This window comes from Tenacibaculum sp. IB213877 (genome assembly GCF_034043975.1).
In the GTDB taxonomy this organism is placed as follows: domain Bacteria; phylum Bacteroidota; class Bacteroidia; order Flavobacteriales; family Flavobacteriaceae; genus Polaribacter.
Genome location: NZ_JAXCHH010000005.1, coordinates 121676 through 144732 on the forward strand (window position 1 = coordinate 121676; position 23057 = coordinate 144732).

Genomic DNA, 23057 nt, shown 5'->3' on the forward strand with positions numbered 1-23057 from the left:
TTTAAAAATAACCTCTACTTTTAACTTATGCTACACGTAAACCACATATCCTTTCAATATAACCAACATAAGAAAGTGTTAGAAAACATCAATTTTACCCTAAAAGCTGGTGAACATTTATGTGTAATGGGTGAAAGTGGTTGCGGAAAATCTACCTTATTAAAAACTATTTATGGATTAGTTGATGTTAATGAAGGTGACTTGTTTTGGAAAGATACACAAATTCTTGGTCCTGCGCATCACTTAGTTCCAGGAATGGGCTTTTTTAAGTATGTTCCGCAAAATTTTGATTTGATGCCATATACTTCGGTATCTGAAAATATTTCAAAATTCTTATCTAGATTTTATCCTGAAGAAGCAAAATTAAGAACGGAAGAATTGTTAGAGGTAATTGAAATGACGGAGTTTGCTAACGAAAAAGTAAAAACTTTAAGTGGCGGGCAACAACAACGCGTTGCTATTGCGCGTGCCTTAGCTAAAGAACCCGAATTACTCTTACTTGACGAACCTTTCAGTCAAATAGATAATTTTAAAAAGAATTCTTTAAGACGTAAACTATTCTCATATTTAAAAGAAAAAAACATAGCTTGTATAGTTGCCACGCACGATGGAAATGATGCGCTTTCATTTGCAGATAAAATGATTGTTATAAAAGACAATCAAATTATTGCAGATGCACATCCGAAGGAATTATATAAAAATCCAAAAATGAAATACGTTGCATCATTATTTGATGACGTTAATGAATTAATTGTTGATGAAAAAAGTAGATTACTATATCCACATCAATTAAAATTTGTTGAAAAATCTAATTTTAAAGCAACCGTTACAAATTCCTATTTCAAAGGTTTTTATTGGTTGATTGAAGTGGATTACAACAGTAAAAAACTGTTTATTTCAAATCATGAACAAATAGAGCCGAAAACAGAAATATTCTTCGATTTTATATAATCTCTATAATTTTCACATTTTTTCCATTGAAAACAAATTCATCGTTTTTCTGTTTTCCTAACAATAGCTTTCCAATTGGTGATGAAACAGAAATAGCAAAATAATTGCAATGATCAACAGTTAGTTGACCCGCACTAATCGATAAAAAATAGTTGGCATTATGGGTTATTATAATACTGCCTAAACTAGCTTTTACGGCTTCTTTAGTTAAGTTAATTTTAGCCAGCATTTCTTTCATTTGTTGTACAACCGCAATTTGCTGACTCGCTTTTTCCATTTCTAATTGCAACATTGCTCTGCCAGTTTCATGTTTATCTCCCGCAGAACTTTTGGTTTCTGACAACAACGCCTTTTTGTTTGACGAAATAATATCGTTTATAGTTTGCTCGCGTTGTAAAACATACGCTAAACATTGTTTGTATAAAACTTGTTTTAAACTCATACCAAATCAGCTAATTCTTTTCCAACCAGACTACCAATAGCAACTCCCATTCCTCCTAAACGAACACCACAAAAAACATTATTTGAAATTGGTTTTACAATCGATTTCTTTTGATTTCCAACGCCCATAATTCCGCTCCATCTATGTTCAACTTCAAACTCAGTTTCAGGTAAAATTATTGTTTTTAGTATTTCATCAAGTTTGTTTTGAATGAGTGATGTTAATCCAAATTCTGAGGTTTCTTCTCCTTTAAAATCTAAATTTCTTCCTCCACCAAATAAAATTCTGTTATCAATATTTCGGAAATAGTAATATCCTTTATCTAAATGAAAAGTTCCTTTTATATGTAGATTTTCAATAGGCTTCGTAATTAAAACTTGTGCTCTTGCCGGTTGCACATTTTCTTGCAGTAATGGTTGTGCAAATCCGTTAGTAGCAATCAATAATTTTCTAGCTTTAAACTCAACTACATTGGTTTTAATTTTTACAGAACCTTCGGTATTGGTAAACTCTTCAACTTCAATTCCGTTCAAAATGGTAACTCCTGCTTGTTGAACTTTCAATAAAAGTTGATGAGCCATTTTACCGGTGTCTATCTGACCTTCAAAATTGTTAACAATATAGTTTTGTTGGATCTTTTTAAAACCAAAACTATTATCAGAAACAGAAAATACTTCTGATTTAAAAATAGGCTTCAACAAATTATTTATAGCCTCTTTTTGAGCTAAACATTCCTCATATAATCCTGATTCTAAAAACAGCTCATAACCTTTGTTTTGTTGAAAATCAATTTGGGTATCCCCTAAATTTTTACGTAATAACTGGAGTCCTTCCCAACGTTTCACAACCAAATTCACTACTTCTTCTTCGGTATGTGTTTGTAAATCGTCAATCAGCTCAGATAAACTTCCAAAACAAGCAAATCCTGCATTTTTTGTACTAGCTCCTTGAGGTAAAATTCCTTTTTCAAGAATTACAATTTTTGCTTTAGGATATTTTTGTTGTAATGTTAAAGCACAATTTAATCCAACTATTCCACTACCCACAATAGCAAAATCAACATTTGTGAACCATTGTTTAAGTTCCCAGTAACTAAAATTCATCATGCAGTAAAACTAAGTAAAACCTTTTGATTTTAACATTAATTTGTACCTTGGCATAAAGATTGAATAAAAAAATAAATAATATATATGAAAAAAATGAAAATATTAAGTGTTTTAGTTTTAGCTATTGGCTTTATACAATGTGCCAGTACTCAATTTGATAAAAACCCTTCTTTTACAATAACCTCAGCTACTTATACAAATTGGGCAGGTGGAGTTGAAGGCGTTAATGGAACCAATGTAATTATTGGCTACACAGCCGATGAGAACGTAAATTTTGATAGTATTTTTTTTAGAGGAAGAAAAGCCAAAATTAGTTACAAAGGGAGTGATAATCAAAAATATATCATGGCACAATTTAACACTTCTGCTATTCAAAATAAAAGAGATTTACAATTACATAGCAATGGTGCTAAAGAATATGGTAACCAACCTCCCAACACTCAAGAAAAATTTCCTTTTGAGCTTAAAAATGATGAAGCTGTTGTAAGTTATCTTGAAGGTGGTAAAATCAAATATTTTAAGATAGAAAACCTACAAAAAGGAAAACAAAAACCACATCAATAAAATATTTATAATCACATATTAAACCGCTCTAACCGAGTGGTTTTTTATTTTGGCACGTATTTTGAATTTAAGTAAGTATAACCATAAAAACGAATGCTTATGAAAGCTCTAAAATTACTCTTTTTAACACTAATAACAGGAACAATGTTAACCTCGTGTGTTAGGGTTGATGATACTATAATAGTAGATGATTATGTTTCTTTAGAAGAAGTAGTATCTAATTACGATTTATGGTATATAGATTATCATAGTACAACAGGTACGGGAGATGTCCCTTATTTATCAAAAGCTTTTACCGTTTCTTTTATAAACGGAAGGTTGTATGCTAATAACAATATAGCTGATATTGGTATAACGGGTAACGGACTTGGAATTGTTGTAGGAGAATACAATACTTATAATGGTATCTTAGAAACTCATCATGATTTAGATGGTTATTTTGATTTTGAAGTGGAGATAAACAGAAGAGTTTCAAATGAAATTACAATTCATGATATACATCAAAATGTTAGCTATCATTTAATAGGATATCAACGCAATAATTTTGATTACGATAAGTTATTCTATGAAAACATTGAATACTTTTTACAAGAGTACATTGCTTGGGAAAGAACCGATACTGTTGGCGGAACTCCAAATGTATTTGATGAAGAAAGATATTTACAATTTACGCCAGAAAATAATACTACGTTCTATTCTTCTTCAGATTCTTTTGGCACGAATATTGAATTAATTAATTGGGATTTTGTAGGAAGCTATAGTGTTTACGATTATACTTCTGCAAATAATGTAAAGCTATTAACGCTATATTATGATGGAGGAGATAAAGAAGAATTTGAGTTACGCGTTTTAAACGATCAAAATATAGAGTTGTATCACATAAATTCAGGAACAACCTATGTTTATACTGGTAAAGGTTTTGTACAGTACCTAAAAAGCGAAAATGCTTTAACTGCTAAACCTCCTGTAAGGAATAGTGGTAGAAAACGTACTAAAATAATAAGACAAAAAGTTGATAGAAAAGTTTTAAAATAAAGTTTGGTTAGTTGATTTTTGATTGGTTATTTTTAACCAATTCAAAAGAGGCCGCTCCTAATGGAGCGGTTTTCTTTTTTATAACATACTATTTACATTAAAAATTTTACCTTTATACAAACAATTAAAAAATGAGTTTAACCGCTTTTATAACAGGTGCTACTTCCGGAATTGGTAAAGCAACCGCGCAATTATTTGCTAAACATAATTTCAACTTGGTTCTTTGTGGCAGACGTCAAGAAAAATTAGAACAACTTCAACAAGAACTTTCAAAAATTACTAAGGTTTACACATTACAATTTGATGTTAGAAACAAAGAAGAAGTTCAAAAAGCTATTGATAGTTTGCCTAACGATTTTAAAAAAATTGATATTCTTATTAACAATGCGGGTAATGCCCATGGCTTAAGTCCGATTCAAGAAGGTTCATTGGATGATTGGGATGCTATGATTGATGGAAATGTTAAAGGCTTATTATACGTTTCAAAAGTCATTATTCCGCAAATGGTTGAAAGAAACAACGGATTTATTGTAAATATAGGCTCTATTGCCGGTAAAGAAGTATATCCTAACGGAAATGTATATTGTGCCTCTAAACACGCAGTAAATGCTTTAAATAAAGCGATGCGAATCGATTTAAACAAACATAATATTCGTGTAAGCGCTATTCATCCAGGATTGGTAGAAACAGAATTTTCAGATGTTCGTTTTAAAGGAGATTCTGAACGTGCAAAAACCGTATACCAAGGTTACAAAGCGCTGCAAGCAGAAGATATTGCTGATATCATTCACTTTGTAGTTACCCGTCCATATCACGTAAATATTGAAGATTTAATTATTTATCCAACCGCACAAGCTAGTGCTACAATTTTACATAAAGATGCTAACTAAATTATCAGAAATTATTATTGGTTGTATGTCTTGGGGTGCTTGGGGAAAGCAGCATTCAACTTCTGAAATGATCAGCCTTATTCATTTTTGTTTAGATCAAGGAATTTCATCCTTTGATCATGCCGATATTTATGGTGATTATACCACAGAAACAGCTTTTGGAAAAGCTTTTATACAAAGTGGAGTAGACCGAGAAAAAGTACAACTCATTTCTAAATGCGGAATTCAATATGTGGGGAATACAAGAAGCAATAGGGTAAAGCATTATAATTATTCAAAAGAATATATTATTTGGAGTGCAGAAGAATCTCTTAAAAACTTACAAACTGATTATTTAGATGTATTATTATTACATCGTCCAAGTCCGTTAATGCATCCTGATGAAATATCGGAAGCTGTTGAACTACTTCAAAAACAAGGAAAAATAATTAATTTTGGTGTTTCTAATTTTACACCTAGTCAAATGGATTTAATTCAGCAAAAAACACCTATAACTACCAATCAAATTGAGTTTTCATTAACTCAAAATACTTCCTTAGATGATGGAACTTTAGATTATTTCATGATCAATAACATAAAACCTATGTGTTGGAGCCCTTTAGGAACTGTTTTTAAAGAAAGTTCAGAACAAACCAATAGAATTATGGAAGCGCTTATCGATTTATCTAAAAAATATAACGCAACGCCAGATCAACTATTATTAGCTTGGATTTATAAACATCCTGCACAAATTACTCCGGTAATTGGCACTACCAATACAGATAGAATAAAAAATGCCGCAGTTGCTTCTAAAATTGATTTATCTCTTGAAGATTGGTTCTGGTTACTAGAAAAAAGTAGAGGAAAAAAAACAGCGTAGTGTATGATTAACAAACGTCTTTTGATTAAAAATTTGCTTTCTCATAATGATGAAAATAGTTTTTATGATAAAAAAGAGCGTTTGTTATTAGATAGTAAAGAAGGAAAAGCCAAATTTATAAAGCATATTTGTGCGCTTTCAAATTCTAATCCTGAAAACAATTCGTACATCGTTATTGGTATTGAAGATGAAGCAAATATTATTGTAGGGGTTGACTTTTTTGATGATAGTAAAATTCAAAATTTGGTAAATGCTTACCTTTATAATCCACCAAAAATAGAATACGAAAATGTGCCTTTTCCTGGTTTACCAAGGTATAAAGTGGTAGGATTGGTAACCATTTATCCAAACAATAACATTTCTTCTTTAGCTAAAAATGCTTGGAAATATAGAAAAGGAACCGTTTTTTTCCGTCAAGGGAGCAATTCAATGATTGCTGAAAACTCTTTTGATCTTGTAAATACTAATAAACATATTGTTGAAGCCATTGAAAAAAATGCCAAAAATAATATTCAACTTACCTTAGATGGTGTTTTTGACTTTTTTAATAATCATAAAGACGAATATAATCCACAATACAAAGTATTTACAGAGCAATTTGTGTTGTGTTGGGCAGGAAAAAAATCAGGTAGGAACGGACAAGAATTTTATTCAAGAGTTGATATTGAGCTCATCAATGAGCAAGTGCAATTATTTTATTCTTCCTTAGATGAAGTTCAAATCAAATACAACGAGCATTCTTTTATTGTTACCGAATTTATTTTATTGGGTTTAGAAAAAAAAGAAATTCACTATCCGTTAGAAAAAACCATTATTCATTTTAAAGAAAATGGTAAGCTAGAAATTATAAAAGAATTTTTGTTTGAGCCGCCAAAATATGACCCAGTAATTATTGAGCATATTTATGAAAATTGCAATACCATTGTGAATCATTTAGAAAAGAATATTCCACTTTCTGTAACAGAACATGAAGATGTATATCGATTACCATATAATTATTTGATTTGTTATCTCAACGGATTTTTAGATGCTAAGGAGCAATTAGAAAAAGCCAAAGAGTATATTAAAAATTTACCTGACAAAACTACCTATATCAAATATAAAGATGTAATTAGGGTTCTACGAAAAGTAAAATATCATTAAAAAAGCCACATTAAAATGTGGCTTTTATACTTCTCTTTATCATCAGGCTTTTCCCCCATCCAGTTGGTCTTGCCATTCTACAAGTTCTTTCCACTTACCTTCATAAGCTAGTTTTGCTTGTTGAGGCCATGTTTTAGGATTGTGCATTTTAAAACGATTTCCTCCACTAATTAATACTTCTTTACATTTTTCTACAGAAGTTTCACTTAACTCTTTCCATGTTTTAATATTAAATCCATGAAATAATTGCTCTATTTTAGGCCCTATACCTTCTATTATTTTTAAATCGTCTTGTTTTATTTTTTTACCAAATGCTAATTTTGCTCCATCTGCATCAAAAGCTATAAATGCTGCTGGGGCTGCAAACGAGGCAACACCTAAATTATCATCTGATGATAATTTGGTTAAACTATCTTTAGCACTTTTTAAATCATTTTCTAATCCACTTCTGCTCTTTTTACAAGCTTCTAAATCGGCTTCTAATTGTGCTATTCTATTTTTATAAGTAAGTATTTGGTCGTCGCTTCCTCCTAATAATTTTCCTAATAAATATCCTAATAAAGCTGAAAAAAGACCTACTAGTAAAGGAATTAATAAACACCAGTTCATAATTAAAGTTTTTTGATTAGTTATTTTATTGTTATTACTGTTCTTCTATTTTTGGCTCTACCTTCTTCAGTAGCATTATCTGCAATAGGTTGTAATGGTCCTTTAGATATGGCTGTAATTTTACTTTCAGGTATTGCATTACTTATTAAGTAATTTTTAGCAAAATTGGCTCTATCTTGACCTAATTTGATGTTCAAAGTAGGATCTCCAGTGTTATCTGTATGCCCGGTAACAATACACCAAGCTCCTTCTACTTTATCAAGATATCTTGAAATTTTTGCCATTCGCTCGCGTTGATCTGCAGTTAAATTGATACTTGCCTCTCCTGTATTAAAATACAATACTATTGGGTTTTCTTTTAACTCTTCTCCTAATACAGTTATTTGATCACTATCATCTTTAAACTCTAAAACATCAAAAAATAAAGGTCCGTGATACACTTTTAGTGAATCTGTCACCATATTATCATTTAATTTTCCGTAGGTGTCAATAATTCTTGATGGAATTCCTTTGGAGGTTAAATAATTTTTAACCGAATTAGCTCTTGCCAATCCTAAATTTGGAAATGCCGAAGTGTTAACCTCATTACTAGTGTAGTAACCTGTAATGGAAAGAGTTTTTCCATCAATAGAGGTTAAATAGTTTTTAAGATTGATGATTTGCTCATCTAATTCCGCAGAAACAGGACGGACAAAATTCAACCCTGATTCTTTAAAATTAAAATTCTCATTAATGGTAATGGATAAGTTTCCATTTGCATCTTTTACCATAAATGGCAAATACGTTGGTGTCTTTTGGGTACTGGTCACATTATTTTCAATTTCTTCTTTATGCTCAGAATTACTTGTATCAGTACAAGTATTACAACATAGCTTCCAGTAAAAATATGTGCCCAAAAGTATTGTTAACACAATACCTAACAGATACATTAATTTTTTACTCATATTGGTTAGTTTAATTTATTGAAGGTGAAGTTATTAAAAATATTTTAAAAATTTTAACATTATTTAACTCTTTGCTTTTCAATATGTTGTGTTTTTAAGAAATCATATACAAATACAATAAAAATAATCCATAATTATTTGATAATCAATAATGTTAATTAATTGTTTATATCTGTTATGTTTCTGTTAATAGTGTTTTTTGGGTGAAACATTTTTAAAAAATATACGTCTTTTAGGCAAACACTACTATTAACTTAAACTCTAAAACCATGAAAAAAGTTGTTTTATCTATTCTACTAGTTTTTGCTGTTTCTTTTTCTATTTCAGCAACAAATTTTGAGCACAAAACAGCAGATGTTGCTCTAACGTATACGGAAGTAAGTCCGTTTTGTAAATTAATTCAATCAGGTAATTATGATGCTGTAAAAGCCATGATTGATAATGGCGAAGACGTAAACAAAAAATCGGGAGGCTTAACTCCATTAATGTTTGCTGCTCGTTATAACAGAGCAAAAATTGCTCAATTATTAATTGATAAAGGAGCTAAGCTTAAAACAAAATCAGATAACGGACATACCGCTTTAAAATGGGCAGAATTAGCAAAAGCCTACGATGCTTTAACGGTAATTAAAGAAGCTTTAGACAGTTAAAATACTGTGTATAATTATTTGAATTAAAAAAGCCTCACAAATGTGAGGCTTTTACTTTTTAAAATCAATTGGTTGATTATAAATCAAATTTTATTCCTTGTGCTAATGGAAGCTCTGTTGTGTAGTTGATCGTGTTTGTTTGACGACGCATATACACTTTCCATGCATCAGAACCAGACTCACGTCCACCTCCGGTTTCTTTCTCTCCACCAAAAGCTCCACCAATTTCTGCTCCTGAAGTTCCAATGTTTACGTTAGCAATACCACAATCAGAACCAGCCACAGATAAGAAACGTTCTGCTTCACGTAAATTATTCGTCATAATTGCTGATGATAACCCTTGTGCAACGCCATTTTGTAAAGCAATTGCATTTTCTACATCTCCTGTATACTTTAATAAGTATAACACCGGAGCAAATGTTTCATGCTGAACGATTTCATAATAATTACCTGCTTCTGCAATAGCGGGTTTTACATAGCATCCGCTTTCATAACCTTCTCCTTCTAAAACTCCTCCTTCAACAATCATCTTTCCTCCTTCAGCAACTACTTTTTCTAAAGCAGTATTATACATTTCCACAGCGTGCTTGTCAATTAACGGTCCTACATGATTATTTTGATCTAACGGATTACCAATACGTAATTGTTTATAAGCATCTACTAGTGCTTTTTTCACTTTATCATACATTGATTCGTGAACAATTAAACGACGTGTAGAAGTACAACGTTGTCCTGCTGTTCCTACGGCTCCAAATACGGCTCCAATTACCGTCATTTTAATATCTGCATCCGGAGTAACAATAATTGCGTTGTTTCCTCCTAATTCTAATAACGATTTACCTAAACGTCCTGCTACTTCTTTTGCAACAATTTTACCCATTCTTGTTGATCCTGTAGCAGAAACTAGAGGTACTCGAGTATCTTTTGATAAGAATTCACCTACTTTGTAATCTCCGTTTACTAAACAAGAAATTCCTTCTGGTAAATCATTTTCTTTTAATACCTCTGCAATAATATTTTGGCAAGCTACACCACATAACGGAGTTTTTTCTGACGGTTTCCAAACACAAACATCACCACAAATCCATGCTAATGCTGTATTCCATGACCAAACTGCCACTGGGAAGTTAAACGCAGAAATAATTCCTACCACTCCTAACGGATGATATTGCTCGTACATTCTGTGTCCTGGTCTTTCTGAGTGCATGGTTAAACCATGTAACTGACGAGATAAACCTACTGCAAAATCACAGATATCGATCATTTCTTGAACCTCACCTAAACCTTCTTGGTAACTCTTACCCATTTCATATGAAACTAATTTACCTAAAGCTTCCTTTTTTTCACGTAATTTATCACCAAACTGACGTACAATTTCTCCACGTTGAGGCGCTGGCATTAATCTCCAAGTTTTAAAAGCTCCTGTAGCTGATTTCATTACAGCTTCATAATCATCTTTTGTTGAAGCTTTAACTTTTGCTATTAATTTTCCATCTACTGGTGAGTAACTTTCAATTATTTCACCGCTAGAAAACCATTTAGAACCTGTTGATGTTCCTTCGTTTATATCTTTTACACCTAATGTAGTGAGTGCTTCTTGTATTCCAAAATCTGTCATTTTGTGTTTACGTTTTAGTTGTTTAAATTGACGTCAAATTTACAAATAAATCATCAATTAAATAAATTAAACAATTTGTTTGTTTTTTGTTTAAAATTAAACTTTTTATGAAAGATTTTCTATTATTTTTCGTGTTAATTTTTATTGTTTTAGGATGTAAAAACGAGCCAAAAAAAACATCCGAAGTAAAAACAAATGAGTTTGCTATTGTTATTCATGGTGGTGCTGGTACTATATTGAAAAAGAATATGACTCCGGAAAAGGAACAAGCTTATAAAACAAAACTTGAAGAAGCTATAAAAGTTGGATATGACATTTTAAAAAATGGAGGATCTAGCATGGATGCTGTAGAAAAAACCATTCATGTTATGGAAAATTCTCCGTTGTTTAATGCAGGCAAAGGAGCTGTTTTTACCAATGAAGAAACGAATGAATTAGATGCTTCAATAATGACTGGAAATGATTTAAATGCTGGTGCCGTTGCTGGGGTAAAAGATGTAAAAAATCCTATCTCGCTAGCTAGAAAAATAATGGAAAATTCACCTCATGTGATGCTTTCTGGTAAAGGTGCTTCTGTATTTGCAAAAGAAAAAGGATTGGAAATAGTAAATCCAAGCTATTTTTATACTGAAAACCGATTCAACTCTTTACAACGTGTAAAAGAAAAAATGAAAGCCGAATTAGATCATGATGGAAAAACAGCATTTTATGATGCCGAAATTAAAGACAGTAAATTCGGAACCGTAGGTTGTGTTGCTTTAGATAAAAACGGAAATATTACCGCAGGAACCTCAACGGGTGGAATTACCAATAAACGTTGGAACCGAATTGGAGATTCGCCAATTATTGGTGCGGGTACGTATGCTAATAATAAAACTTGTGGAGTTTCCTCAACAGGGTGGGGTGAATATTTTATCCGATTGAATGTTGCTCATGATATTTCAGCTTTGATGGAATACAAAAACCTTTCTTTAAAAGATGCTACTAAAGAAGTTATTCAGCAAAAACTAACTAAAATTGGCGGTGATGGTGGCGTTATTGCTATTGACAAAAACGGGAATATGGTTTTTGAATTTAATACTGCCGGTATGTATCGTGCCAGTATGAACGATAAAGGTGAATTGGGCGTTAAGATTTATAAAGAGTAATTACTTATCAAAATTCTTCCACAATATTTTTTTGTTGGTCGCTTTATCAAAAAAATCAGGACAATTATTTGTGTTAGGAATCATACCTCCAAACGTACACAATCTTTCTTTTTTGATGTTATATAACGTTGAAATAGCATCTGGACATTGATAACATTGATCTACCAAATAAACTGTTTCGTTATTATAGGTATATTGAACAATCATAGCTTTGGTTGGAAAAGGATTTTCTTCCGTTTGTTTTATAAAATCTTTCATCCATTGAGTTTTTTCAATAGGATTTAGATTGTTTGCTTCTTTTTTTTGCTGTGCACAAGAAGTTAAAATTAATAGGCTGATGAGTGTTGTTAATGTTTTCATATTTATTTTTTTAGCTAAGTTACAATTAAAAATCATATTTTAATCCACCATACACCCCAATAGTGTAAGGCTTAAATCCGTTTGAGTTTTTAGAATAAGTATTTAATTGTGTTTTGAACATAGGGTTAATATTCAATTGTATTTTTTTTGACAAAAACACATCAAAATCTACACCTAAATTTCCGCTAAAATTCACAGAATTTAAATTATTAGCTTCACCTACTTTTTGGTTGAACGAATCTGTTTTTGCTACAATTGAATTCTCATTTAAAAATAAAGAACTAACTCCTGTTACAAGATGAGTTTTTATTTTTTTTGAAGATAAAACTTCATATTTTATTTCTACAGGTAACTCAATATAACCAACTGTTTGGAGTAAATTTCCTTCTTCAAAACTGCTAGCATAGCTATTACTTAGCAAAAAAGCATCTGCATTCTCTAATGAGCTTGCAAATAAAAAATTTCTTGTTTTTGTGTTAAATGCTACATTTTGAAGATTGTTATTTATGGCCGAATTAGGTATAACTGTAACGTTTTGGGTGGTAAATTCCATTTTTTGAACACGAAGTCCCGATTGAACTGTCCATTTTTTTGTTAGTTTATAAGATACGTTTACTCCGTAAGAAATAGTGTTTTCTCCAGACACTTTGTTATCTTTTAAATTAGAATCTATTGCTGAGGCTTGTGAAAATGAATTCGATTTAACTATACCAAAAACCGGAGCAACACTCCATTTTTGATCTGTTCTTTCATTTTCTTCTTCACTTTTTGTTTTAGTAACCTCAGCAATAAAATCCTTCTTTTTCTCTTCTTTCCCTTGTTTTGTTTCTAGTTTTTCTTCTTCTTTTTCATTGATTAAAATCTTTTCCATAACAATTTTTTTATCGGAAGAAACCCCCTTCATGGTCTCTTCCTGGAAAGAATCATTTACTCTTTTTAGCGCTTTATTTTGATCAGCTAAAATGATATTAGAGGTGTTGTTACTAACACTTCTGTTTGCTTTTAGTTTTTCTGTATTTGAATCTTTTTCACTTTTTTTATTATTGATTGATGAACTCTTGATTTCTTCAATATCATTTTCTGAACTAAGAATCATTTCTTCTTTTAATTCATCTTGTTCTTGTTGAAGAATTATAATTGGTTTTTCCTGCTGAATATTTTCTACTTCATTTGTTGTATCTGGGAATAAAAATAGCCCAAGTAATAACATAGCCGCAATTCCGCTAGAAAGCCACCAAATAGGAAAAATTCTTCTCTTTTTCTTTTTGAGTTTTGCTTCAATATTTTGCCAAACTTTCGGATTAGGAACTGCTTCCAAATCTTTTAGTTTCTCTTGAAACAATCTGTCAATATTTTTATTTTCTAACATTAGGCGTTTTCTTCTTTTTGTTGATGTTTTTCTACCTTTTGCTTTAAAATCAATCGGGCTCTAGATAGGTTAGATTTTGAAGTTCCTTCAGAAATATCAAGCATTTCGGCTATTTCTTTATGCGAAAAATTATCAAGAACATATAAATTAAAAACCAATCGATACCTGTCTGGTAATTCTTGAATTAATTGTAATAAAAAACTAATATCTACCTTGGCATCATCAACAACTACTTCTTCCTCTTCAACAATATCTTGTTCTTCTTTTACAAGATATAAGGGTGATTTTTCTCTGTATTTCTGTAAAGCCGTATTTACAGCTATACGTTTTAACCATCCTTCAAAAGAGCCTTTATTTTTAAATTGATGTATTTTATTAAACGCTGTTAAAAAACTGTCTTGTAATACATCTTCGGCATCTTCTCTGTTTCTTGAATATTTTAAACTCAACGCAAAAAGCTTACCTGCAAAAAGCTGGTAAACTTGTGCTTGTGCCTGCAAATTGTTTTGCTTGCATTTTTGTATGAGTTCTAATAGATTGATTTTGAAAAAGTTTATTTAAAAATAAACTAATATTTTAACACAGGCACACCATTTTCACATACAACTTCTTTAGGTGGCACTAAGGCTTCACAGGTAGAAACTATGTTCCATTTTGTATTGTAAGCTTGCTCTAAATTAGTATATGTATCTATTTTATTTAAAAAATCTTCAACATCAATATTTGTTGAATAAGCTATGTACCCTTGTGCTCCTCCACAGGCTTTTGCACCATATGCTGTAAAAGCCCAATCATTTGTGCTAGTACAAGAAACGCTAGAAGCTATACTTTCAATTTCTGAAAATAATTGTAAAAGCTCTTGATTATCTTTTTCTTGCTCTGTCAATTCAAGAGTTACTTGTAACTCATCTTCTGAAACAGAAAGTATTTTCCAATGAGTATCTCCAGGATAGTATCCTAAATCCATTTCAATTACTGAATTTTTAATAGCATAACTACCTTCTACATCATTAAATGAAAGTGGTGGCGTACCACACCATCCAGAAGTTCTCTCAATAAGAACTCCGTTGTTTAAAAATGATATTCCGTATTCATTTTCTTGTAAACTAACAGCTCTTTTATAGATTGTTTTTTCACCATCATAGCTAGGTTCAACCCAAGTTCCTAATAGCAAATTATTTGCATTTGTATCTATTTCTTTATTTTGCTGACAAGCAGTTAAACAAATTGCTACTAATAATATAATTATATGTGTTACTGTATTTTTCATTTTTCTTTGTTTAATTTACTGGTACTACTACCTCTTCAAAAATATTTTCTCCATCAGCATCTTCACCTTTCCAAAACTTAAAAATATAATCTTCTTGTTGTGTTACATTCACTTCAAAAGTATAATCTCTTTCAATAGCTTCCTCAGTACAATTTATATCTGTTCTTACAAGTGCATTAATTGCAACCACTCTGGTAGTATCTTGATATTCATAATACAAACTATGAAATGAGTAACAGCTATTTGGTAAAGTATACTTTACCGTTATATCATACACTTCGCCAAACGTAAAGCTTTCCGGTACTGTAGCTTCATCAATCGTTAAAATTTCATATGCATATTTAGGCCCGTCATCATCTATACAAGAAGAAAATAAAATGACACTCATTAAAAGAAGAACAATTTTTTTCATGGTAAATTATTTTTTTGATTCTATACTAGTAAGATGTTATCTTTTTTAAAAGGTTGCGTACAATAATCTTTATTTTTGCAAAAGTTTATGCAAAACCAAATTTTCAATATACAATCTCAATCCGATTTTACACAAGCTGCCTTAGCTGTTTTTAAACACCAGTTTACCAACAATCGTGTATATCGTTCGTTTTGTGATTTGTTGTATGTGCATCCTTCGGATGTTAAAAAGGTGGAAGACATTCCATTTTTACCTATTCAGTTTTTTAAATCGCGAGAAGTTGTGAGTTCGTTGGATGAAATTCAGCAAACGTTTACTAGTTCGGGTACTACAGGAAGTGTAACCAGCAACCATCATGTAACGGATGTAACCTGGTACGAGAAAAGTTACTTAAAAGGTTTTGAACATTTCTACGGAAACATAGAAGAGTACACCATATTAGCGTTGTTGCCTAATTATTTAGAAAGAACGGGGTCTTCTTTGGTGTATATGGTGGACGATTTAATTAAACGTTCTCAAAAGCCTGATAGCGGATTTTACCTCAACAATTTGGATGCATTAGCAGAAAAACTTACAACTCTTGATAAAAAAGGTGAAAAAGTACTGCTGATTGGCGTTTCTTTTGCGTTGTTAGATTTGGTTGAAAAACACCAATTCAGTTTACAAAATACCATTGTGATGGAAACCGGAGGTATGAAAGGACGCAGAAAAGAGCTCATTCGTGCTGAGTTGCATAAAATATTGTGCGAAGGCTTTGGTGTTACTGAAATCCACTCAGAATATGGTATGACTGAATTATTGAGCCAAGGATATTCCAAAGGAAACGGAGTTTTTAACTGTCCGCCTTGGATGAAAATTCTCACACGTGATACCGAAGACCCATTAACTATTCAAAACAACGGTAAAACAGGCGGAATTAACGTTATAGACCTAGCCAACTACAATTCGTGTAGTTTTATTGCTACGCAAGATCTAGGAAAAGTGTATAACGATGGTAGCTTTGAAATTATTGGTCGTTTTGATAATTCGGATATCCGAGGATGTAATTTGATGGTGTTGTAGTTTTTTATTTTATAAATTTATAAACTTTATATTCGCTATTGGTGACTATGGTTTCGTTATAATAAACCATAGTATTTAAAAGTTAGCTGCAAGCTTAAACCAGCCGCACATTGTCACATTTGTTTTTTTCCAATGCTAAATCCAACTCTCAAAAACCAAAAAACCCAATTTCATCCAATAACAGAATTACTGATTTGAATTCCTTAACTTTGCATTATGTCAAGAAGTTTGTCTATATACAATAATGAATTAAAGCTAAAAGGTTTCAACGTCTTCCAAATAGAAGATGATAGAAATGCAACACGAATTTACAGCAGAAAAGATTTCTATAAAATCTGTTTGACAACTGGGAAAAGTAAAATTCATTATTCCCACAGAAGTTATGAAGCTGATGGAACAATCTTATTTTTCGGAAACCCAAATGTTCCTTATTCTTGGGAAACTCTTTCCACTAAATACGTTGGTTATACGGTATTGTTTTCAGAAGATTTTTTAATGCCTTCAAAACATTCGGAGAAATTGCAAAAATCACTCTTATTTAAAATGGGTGGAACACCTATTCTAGAAATTTCTGAAAATCAAAGGCAGTTTCTAAATAGTATCTTTCAGAAAATGATTGAGGAACAACAATCTGAATATGAACATAAAGACGAGTTGATACGAAATTACATCGAGTTGATTCTACACGAATCCTTAAAACTAAAACCTTCGGAAAACTTCAACCAAGAAAAAAGTGGAGCAGAGCGACTGACCACCGTTTTTATGGAATTGTTGGAACGTCAATTTCCAGTTGAAAGTCCAGAAAATCCACTTCAATTGCGAACCGCAAGGGACTATGCAAAAACCCTTTCGGTACATGTAAATTATTTAAATCGTTCTGTAAAAAACGTAACTGGAAAAACTACAACCACACTCATTTCGGAACGAATTATAAATGAAGCAAAAGCTATTTTACAGCATACCAATTGGAACATTTCTGAAATAGGCTATGCTTTGGGATTTGAATATCCAACCTACTTCAACAACTTTTTCAAAAAACAAACAGGCACGAATCCTTCTGCTATTAGACTTGAAAAGGTTTTAAATTCTTAATCCTTGGTTTGAATATCATTAACAAATAGCCTTTAAAAGTCACCAACTTTGTATCATTAAATACAAAGATGGAACAATCAACAATTTTCACACGACTAAAGAACGGAGAAACCATTTCCGCCAACGACTTTGAACGCAAAGAGTTGAGAGATGCTTCCTTCGCAACCATTAAGTTGGTAGCCAAAATGAATAACTCCACCAATCTTAATGATGTAAGAGAGCTATTGGAACAAATAATTGGTTCAGAAATAGACAAAAGCACAGCTATTTTCACGCCTTTGTATATCAATTATGGTAAACACACCAAAATCGGAAAGAATGTGTTTATCAATTTCAATTGTACGTTTTTAGATTTGGGAGGCATCACCATTGAAGATGATGTATTAATTGCACCGAATGTAAGCCTGCTTACAGAAGGGCATCCTATTAACCCAACTGAAAGACACGCACTTCTTTCTAAACCTATTCATATTAAAAGAAACGCTTGGATTGGAGCAAACGCTACAATTATGCAGGGTGTAACTATTGGCGAGAATTCAATAGTTGCCGCAGGTGCGGTAGTTTCTAAAGATGTACCGGACAATGCAATTGTGGGAGGAATTCCTGCGAAACTCATAAAGAATATAGAATGAAGAAACTGTTTTACATATTGATTTTCGCTTTGTGTTGCACACAACTTTATGCCTTTGAAAAGCGAACAGAAATGAACATTGCAAAACAAGATACTATGAAACTAAAAATCACCATAAACGATAAAATAGCAACCGCCATTTTATACGACAACCCAACAAGCAGAGATTTTGTCTCTATGTTTCCCTTAACAGTTCAGTTAGATGACTACGCAAATACAGAAAAAGTCTTTACGCCCTCTAAAAAATTGACAACCAAAGATGCACCAAAAGGCTTTGACCCATCAGTAGGCGATTTAACCTATTATGCACCTTGGGGAAATATTGCCTTGTTTTATAAAGATTTTGGCTATGCAAATGGACTGATTTCTTTAGGAAAAATAATAGACGGAATAGAGCATTTTAAGGTAAATGGTTCTGTAACTGTAAAAATCGAATTAGAAAATTAAATTATTAAAAATGAAAACGAACATCAAAGTAATAGCAGCATTCACAGGAATTCTATTAATGATTTCTGCTTGCAATTCAAACACCAAAAAAAAAGAAGACGATATGAAAACTGACAACAAAGAACTGAATGCTATTTTTCCAAAAGGCGAAAAAGGTTCAGCCGACTTATTTACAGGAAATGCTTACAATATTGGTTTGGTAGCACCTGATTCTACATTTACTACAGCTGTAGGCAACGTGTATTTTGAACCAGGAGCAAGAAGCAATTGGCATTCGCATCCAGCAGGTCAAATTTTGATTATTACCGATGGCGTTGGATATCATCAAATTGAGGGTCAATCTATTGAGACCATCAAAAAAGGAGATGTAATTAAATGTCCACCAAACGCTCGCCATTGGCACGGAGCAAGTCCTGATGTTGGTTTACAGCAACTTTACATCGTTCCCAATATCGAAAAAGGAATTGTTGATTGGCAAGAAGCTGTAACAGATGAACAATACAAAAAGTAAAAAAATGGAAGCGAAAAAAATATCAAATCAGGACAAAAGCCGAAGGGATTTCATCAAAACTTCGGCAGTAGTAGGTGCAGGATTAGCAATCGTGCCAACATTTTCACTCTTTTCACAAAATCAAAAAAATAATACAATGAGCAATAATATTAAATCAAAAGGTTATGCAGGAACAAACGATAAAAATCCGTTAACTGCTTGGGAATTTGAACGCAGACCCGTTGGCGACAACGACATTTTAATTGAAATTAAGTTTTCGGGCATTTGTCATTCAGATATCCACCAAATACAGGGTCATTGGGGTCCGCAACAATACCCACAAGTTCCAGGACACGAAATTGCAGGCATCGTAACCGCAGTAGGTCGAAATGTAACCAAATTTAAAGTTGGCGATAAGGCAGGCGTTGGTTGTATGGTTGACGGCTGTACCACTTGTGAAAATGAAGAACAGTATCAGCAAGATACTTTGTTCACTTATGGCTACCCAGACAAAAGAGAGCCAAGTGGTATTACCCAAGGCGGTTACGCAAACAACGTGGTGGTAAGAGACCATTATGCCATAAAAATCCCTGAAAGTATCGAGTTAAAGTATGCTGCACCATTGCTTTGTGCTGGCATTACAACATATTCACCAATGATGCAATTTGACGCAATGAAAGAAAATCATAAAGTCGGTGTTGTCGGAATTGGTGGTTTAGGACATATGGCGATTCAGTTGGCAGTTTCTAAAGGTGCGGAAGTGTATGCCTTTACGACTTCACAAGAGAAAATTGAGGACATAAAAAGGTTTGGAGCAAAGGAAGCCGTTGTAGTTACCAATTCAGAAGATTTAGCACCTTGGAAAGGAAAATTGGACTATATGATTTCTACAGTTCCGTACGCCTACGAAATGTCGCCCTACATTGATTGTGTTAAACCTTACGGTTATTTCACTCAAGTTGGACAGCCTGTTGGCGGAGCATTGGAAATAAACAATTTTAATATGATTTTCAATCGAGTAAACTTTAACGGCTCATTAATTGGAGGAATCAAGGATACACAAGAGGTCGTGGACTACTGTGCAGAAAATAAAATTTATCCACAAATCGAAATCATTAAAGCTGACCAAATTAATGAGGCTTGGAAAAAAGTAGTAAATAAAGAAGCTCGCTATCGATATGTAATTGATGCTTCTACATTTTAAACAATACAAAACCCGACACATAAGTAAGCACATTTGCAATTCGCTCGAGCCATCGTAGAATCAAAAAATTGAAAAGAGCTTACTTCTACCGACCAAAAAGCATCGGACTGAATAAAAAATCCAGTAACTAACAATGTATCAACGCAATAGCGGTTTGAGTGTAAACTCGAACCGTTTTTGCTTTAAATTAAGTAACTTGTATTCCTAAAATTATGCTTCTTTAAATCCACTATTGCGTTTATGCGAGCCTAATAGCGAAACACAATCATTTTAATAATCAAAAAAACATTTTTGTTTCGTAGAAAAGTCCTTATTTTTAAGGACTTTATTTTTGTAAAAAAGACTATGAACAACTTTTCTTTCTTCAACCGAAAAAACATTAAAAAAGAACTGCAAACCACCGAGTTTGATCTCTTAATTATTGGTGGTGGAATCACCGGTGCAGGTATCGCTTTAGATGCAGCATCCAGAGGAATGAAAGTTGCCTTGGTAGAGAAAAACGACTTTGCTTCAGGTACTTCCAGCAAGTCTACCAAGCTTATTCATGGCGGACTTCGTTATTTAAAACAGTTCGATTTTTGGTTGGTAAAAGAAGTAGGTACAGAGCGTGCAATTGTGCATAAGTTAGCGCCTCATTTGGTAATTCCGGAGAAAATGATCTTACCACTTATTGAAGGCGGAACCTACGGTTCGTGGTTAACATCCATCGGATTAAAAGTATACGATATTTTAGCATCGGTAGAAGGTGATGATAAACGCCGAATGTTAGACAAAGAAGAGGCATTAGAAAAAGAACCTTTGCTACCAGAAGAAATTTTAAACGGAGCCGGTTTTTATGCAGAATATAGAACCGATGATGCTCGTTTAACTATTGAAATTTTGAAAACTGCTAGTCAGTACGACGCTACCATTGTAAATTATACAGAAGTAACGGATTTTATCTACACTAAAAAACGTGTTACAGGAGCAAAAGTTAAAGATGTTTTTACGGATGAAACCTACAACATCAACGCTAAATATGTGGTGAATGCTTGCGGACCTTGGGTGGATGATCTGCGTGAAATTAACAAGTCTAAAAACGGAAGTCGTTTGCACTTAACCAAAGGGGTACATTTAGTGGTTCCTTTTGAAAAATTGCCTGTAAAACAGTCGGTATATTTTGATATTCCTGATGGTAGAATGATGTTTGCTATTCCAAGAGGAAAAGTAACCTATTTTGGTACTACAGATACAAATTACAGCGACAGTTTAGATGCTATTAAAACCGAATTGGTAGATGCTGCTTACTTAATTTCCGCAGTAAATAATATGTTCCCTGATATTGAATTAACCATGGAAGATATTCAATCTTCTTGGGCAGGACTACGTCCGTTGATTCATGAAGAAGGAAAATCGGCTTCAGAATTATCAAGAAAAGACGAAATTTTTGTTTCGGATAGCGAGTTGATTTCCATTGCAGGAGGGAAGCTAACCGGGTACCGAAAAATGTCGGAACGTATTGTGGATTTGGTTGCTAAAAAGTATAAAAAGAAGTACGAAACCGAGTTTGAACCTATTCAAACAGAAGATATCATTTTAGCTGGCGGTCCTTTTCAAAATTATAAATCGGTAAATCTGTACATCAAACAAGTTTATAAACAAATTAAACAAGATGGTTTAAGTAAAAAAGATGCTGAATATTTGGTGCATAACTACGGAAAACAAACCGATATTGTATTAGACAAGTTTGATGAATTAACTGAAGAAAATGCTGAAAAACGCTTACTAAAAGCGGAAGTTTGGTTTACTGTGCAACATGAAATGACTTGTACACCAACCGACTTTTTTATGCGTAGAACAGGTAGATTATTCTTTGACAAACCAAGTGTAGATACTTATAAAGATTTTGTACAACAGGAGTTTACAAACTATTTTTCATGGGATGCTTCACAAATCAAAAAATATACCGAGGAACTGAATGAGAAAATAGAATTAGCTATCAATTTTAAATAACAGGAGTTAAAACTTTTTTTGCCTCTTGATAACCAATCTCAAAAATTTCATCCATTTTCTTAGCATTGGTTTCAAACGTATTGTATTTACTCAATGCTTTTGGCTCAATAATTTCATCACAATATTTTCTTTTCAGTATCATTTCTTTTACTGCTAACAACTCAAAAGAGCGTGAAGTTACTGCTCTAATGGTAGATATCTGCTTTACTGAAAGTTCTTGTAACGGACTTACATAAACGCCTAATAAATAGTTACAATCGGTTTGTAAAAGATCTGTAGGAAAATTATTTAAAATAGCGCCATCAGCATACAAGTTATCTCCAATTTTTACTGGCGAAAATACTCCTGGAACAGAGGATGATGCTAAGATAGCATCGATTAATCTTTCATCTTTATTAAAAATTTTCAAGTTACCACTCACCAAATCTGTGGCTGTGATATATATAGGAATGTTGGTTTCTCCTATTAAAATATCATTACCAATAAAATTTTTAAAATAATGTTTAAATGCTTTAGAATCAATAATTCCTGGTTTAGAAATGGTAAAATGCTTCCAACTAAATAAGGGTACCGATTTAAAAAACTCTAAAATTTCTTCTGGTTTTTTTCCAGCAGCATACAACCCTCCTACAATAGAACCTGCACTGGTACCTGAAATTTTATCAATTGTTATTTTTTGTTCATCTAAAAATTGAAGAACACCGGCATGAGCTAATCCTTTTGTTCCTCCGCCCGATAATGCTAAACAAAATGGTTTTTGAAATGGCAT

26 protein-coding genes are annotated in these 23057 nt (G+C 32.5%); 15 read left to right on the forward strand and 11 right to left on the reverse strand.

What is annotated here, in order from left to right; all coding sequences use genetic code 11:
• Positions 1-27: 27 nt before the first annotated feature.
• On the forward strand, positions 28-951 hold the full coding sequence (locus tag SLH33_RS06440; RefSeq protein ID WP_320418261.1) for an ABC transporter ATP-binding protein: 924 nt from the start codon (positions 28-30) through the stop codon (positions 949-951).
• Here SLH33_RS06440 and SLH33_RS06445 read toward each other — a convergent pair.
• Together SLH33_RS06445 and SLH33_RS06450 are read right to left on the reverse strand one after the other, a co-directional pair.
• Entirely contained in the window at positions 944-1393 is a 450-nt protein-coding gene (locus SLH33_RS06445; protein WP_320418262.1) for a 3-oxoacyl-ACP synthase, read from the reverse strand. The two genes, SLH33_RS06440 and SLH33_RS06445, sit on opposite strands and share 8 nt — an antisense overlap.
• Entirely contained in the window at positions 1390-2496 is a 1107-nt protein-coding gene (locus tag SLH33_RS06450) for an FAD-dependent oxidoreductase (protein WP_320418481.1), read from the reverse strand. The genes SLH33_RS06445 and SLH33_RS06450 overlap by 4 nt, the downstream gene beginning before the upstream one ends.
• 96 nt (positions 2497-2592) lie before the next feature.
• On the opposite strand from SLH33_RS06450, the gene SLH33_RS06455 reads away from it, so the two are divergent.
• The 5 genes from SLH33_RS06455 (at position 2593) to SLH33_RS06475 (ending at position 6990) form a co-directional block, all read left to right on the forward strand.
• Positions 2593-3063, forward strand: a complete 471-nt coding sequence (locus SLH33_RS06455; RefSeq protein ID WP_320418263.1) for a hypothetical protein — start codon at positions 2593-2595, stop codon at positions 3061-3063.
• Between the two features lie 99 nt (positions 3064-3162).
• Positions 3163-4098 (forward strand): hypothetical protein, encoded by a 936-nt coding sequence (locus tag SLH33_RS06460; RefSeq protein WP_320418264.1) that lies wholly within the window; start codon positions 3163-3165, stop codon positions 4096-4098.
• 131 nt (positions 4099-4229) lie between these two features.
• On the forward strand, positions 4230-4988 hold the full coding sequence (locus tag SLH33_RS06465; protein WP_320418265.1) for an SDR family NAD(P)-dependent oxidoreductase: 759 nt from the start codon (positions 4230-4232) through the stop codon (positions 4986-4988).
• Complete coding sequence (locus tag SLH33_RS06470) at positions 4978-5847, forward strand: aldo/keto reductase (RefSeq protein ID WP_320418266.1); 870 nt, start codon at positions 4978-4980, stop codon at positions 5845-5847. Before SLH33_RS06465 ends, SLH33_RS06470 begins: the two co-directional genes overlap by 11 nt.
• Before the next feature lie 3 nt (positions 5848-5850).
• Positions 5851-6990 (forward strand): ATP-binding protein, encoded by a 1140-nt coding sequence (locus SLH33_RS06475; RefSeq protein WP_320418267.1) that lies wholly within the window; start codon positions 5851-5853, stop codon positions 6988-6990.
• Between the two features lie 42 nt (positions 6991-7032).
• Here the strand turns inward: SLH33_RS06475 and SLH33_RS06480 are convergent, their stop codons facing one another.
• Together SLH33_RS06480 and SLH33_RS06485 are read right to left on the reverse strand one after the other, a co-directional pair.
• Positions 7033-7599 (reverse strand): hypothetical protein, encoded by a 567-nt coding sequence (locus SLH33_RS06480; RefSeq protein WP_320418268.1) that lies wholly within the window; start codon positions 7597-7599, stop codon positions 7033-7035.
• 20 nt (positions 7600-7619) lie between these two features.
• Complete coding sequence (locus SLH33_RS06485; RefSeq protein WP_320418269.1) at positions 7620-8543, reverse strand: OmpA family protein; 924 nt, start codon at positions 8541-8543, stop codon at positions 7620-7622.
• A gap of 269 nt (positions 8544-8812) precedes the next feature.
• On the opposite strand from SLH33_RS06485, the gene SLH33_RS06490 reads away from it, so the two are divergent.
• Positions 8813-9193: an ankyrin repeat domain-containing protein gene (locus tag SLH33_RS06490; RefSeq protein ID WP_320418270.1), complete on the forward strand. Its 381-nt coding sequence runs from the start codon at positions 8813-8815 to the stop codon at positions 9191-9193.
• Positions 9194-9269: 76 nt separating this feature from the next.
• Here SLH33_RS06490 and SLH33_RS06495 read toward each other — a convergent pair whose 3' ends face one another.
• Entirely contained in the window at positions 9270-10811 is a 1542-nt protein-coding gene (locus tag SLH33_RS06495; protein ID WP_320418271.1) for an aldehyde dehydrogenase family protein, read from the reverse strand.
• A 107-nt stretch (positions 10812-10918) separates the two neighbouring features.
• Here SLH33_RS06495 and SLH33_RS06500 point away from each other — a divergent pair, with 107 nt between their 5' ends.
• The gene (locus SLH33_RS06500) at positions 10919-11959 is read left to right on the forward strand and encodes an isoaspartyl peptidase/L-asparaginase (protein ID WP_320418272.1); all 1041 of its coding nucleotides are present in this window, start codon (positions 10919-10921) and stop codon (positions 11957-11959) included.
• On the opposite strand, the gene SLH33_RS06505 is transcribed toward SLH33_RS06500, so the two are convergent.
• Genes SLH33_RS06505 through SLH33_RS06525 form a run of 5 tightly spaced genes read right to left on the reverse strand, consistent with a single transcriptional unit; the run spans position 11960 to position 15370 of the window.
• Positions 11960-12319 carry a DUF6970 domain-containing protein gene (locus SLH33_RS06505; protein WP_320418273.1) on the reverse strand — a complete coding sequence of 120 codons (360 nt, stop codon included), beginning with the start codon at positions 12317-12319 and terminating at the stop codon, positions 11960-11962.
• 25 nt (positions 12320-12344) lie between these two features.
• A complete protein-coding gene (locus tag SLH33_RS06510; RefSeq protein ID WP_320418274.1) occupies positions 12345-13688 on the reverse strand; it encodes an outer membrane beta-barrel protein in 1344 nt (447 codons plus the stop codon).
• Positions 13688-14245, reverse strand: coding sequence for an RNA polymerase sigma factor (locus tag SLH33_RS06515; RefSeq protein WP_320418482.1), 558 nt, complete (start codon positions 14243-14245; stop codon positions 13688-13690). The genes SLH33_RS06510 and SLH33_RS06515 overlap by 1 nt, the downstream gene beginning before the upstream one ends.
• Before the next feature lie 11 nt (positions 14246-14256).
• Positions 14257-14958, reverse strand: coding sequence for a hypothetical protein (locus SLH33_RS06520; protein ID WP_320418275.1), 702 nt, complete (start codon positions 14956-14958; stop codon positions 14257-14259).
• A 10-nt stretch (positions 14959-14968) separates the two neighbouring features.
• The gene (locus SLH33_RS06525) at positions 14969-15370 is read right to left on the reverse strand and encodes a hypothetical protein (RefSeq protein WP_320418276.1); all 402 of its coding nucleotides are present in this window, start codon (positions 15368-15370) and stop codon (positions 14969-14971) included.
• Between the two features lie 87 nt (positions 15371-15457).
• Here SLH33_RS06525 and SLH33_RS06530 point away from each other — a divergent pair, with 87 nt between their 5' ends.
• From SLH33_RS06530 to SLH33_RS06560, 7 genes are all read left to right on the forward strand, one after another.
• A complete protein-coding gene (locus tag SLH33_RS06530; protein ID WP_320418277.1) occupies positions 15458-16432 on the forward strand; it encodes an acyl transferase in 975 nt (324 codons plus the stop codon).
• 216 nt (positions 16433-16648) lie between these two features.
• The gene (locus tag SLH33_RS06535; protein WP_320418278.1) at positions 16649-17524 is read left to right on the forward strand and encodes a helix-turn-helix domain-containing protein; all 876 of its coding nucleotides are present in this window, start codon (positions 16649-16651) and stop codon (positions 17522-17524) included.
• Positions 17525-17592: 68 nt separating this feature from the next.
• The gene (locus SLH33_RS06540; RefSeq protein ID WP_320418279.1) at positions 17593-18156 is read left to right on the forward strand and encodes a sugar O-acetyltransferase; all 564 of its coding nucleotides are present in this window, start codon (positions 17593-17595) and stop codon (positions 18154-18156) included.
• A gap of 71 nt (positions 18157-18227) precedes the next feature.
• Entirely contained in the window at positions 18228-18602 is a 375-nt protein-coding gene (locus tag SLH33_RS06545; protein WP_320418280.1) for a cyclophilin-like fold protein, read from the forward strand.
• A 10-nt stretch (positions 18603-18612) separates the two neighbouring features.
• Complete coding sequence (locus tag SLH33_RS06550) at positions 18613-19113, forward strand: cupin domain-containing protein (protein ID WP_320418281.1); 501 nt, start codon at positions 18613-18615, stop codon at positions 19111-19113.
• The gene (locus SLH33_RS06555) at positions 19094-20296 is read left to right on the forward strand and encodes an alcohol dehydrogenase catalytic domain-containing protein (protein ID WP_320418282.1); all 1203 of its coding nucleotides are present in this window, start codon (positions 19094-19096) and stop codon (positions 20294-20296) included. Before SLH33_RS06550 ends, SLH33_RS06555 begins: the two co-directional genes overlap by 20 nt.
• A gap of 345 nt (positions 20297-20641) precedes the next feature.
• On the forward strand, positions 20642-22288 hold the full coding sequence (locus SLH33_RS06560; protein WP_320418283.1) for a glycerol-3-phosphate dehydrogenase/oxidase: 1647 nt from the start codon (positions 20642-20644) through the stop codon (positions 22286-22288).
• On the opposite strand, the gene SLH33_RS06565 is transcribed toward SLH33_RS06560, so the two are convergent.
• Positions 22281-23057 (reverse strand): patatin-like phospholipase family protein, encoded by a 777-nt coding sequence (locus tag SLH33_RS06565; RefSeq protein ID WP_320418284.1) that lies wholly within the window; start codon positions 23055-23057, stop codon positions 22281-22283. The genes SLH33_RS06560 and SLH33_RS06565 overlap by 8 nt on opposite strands.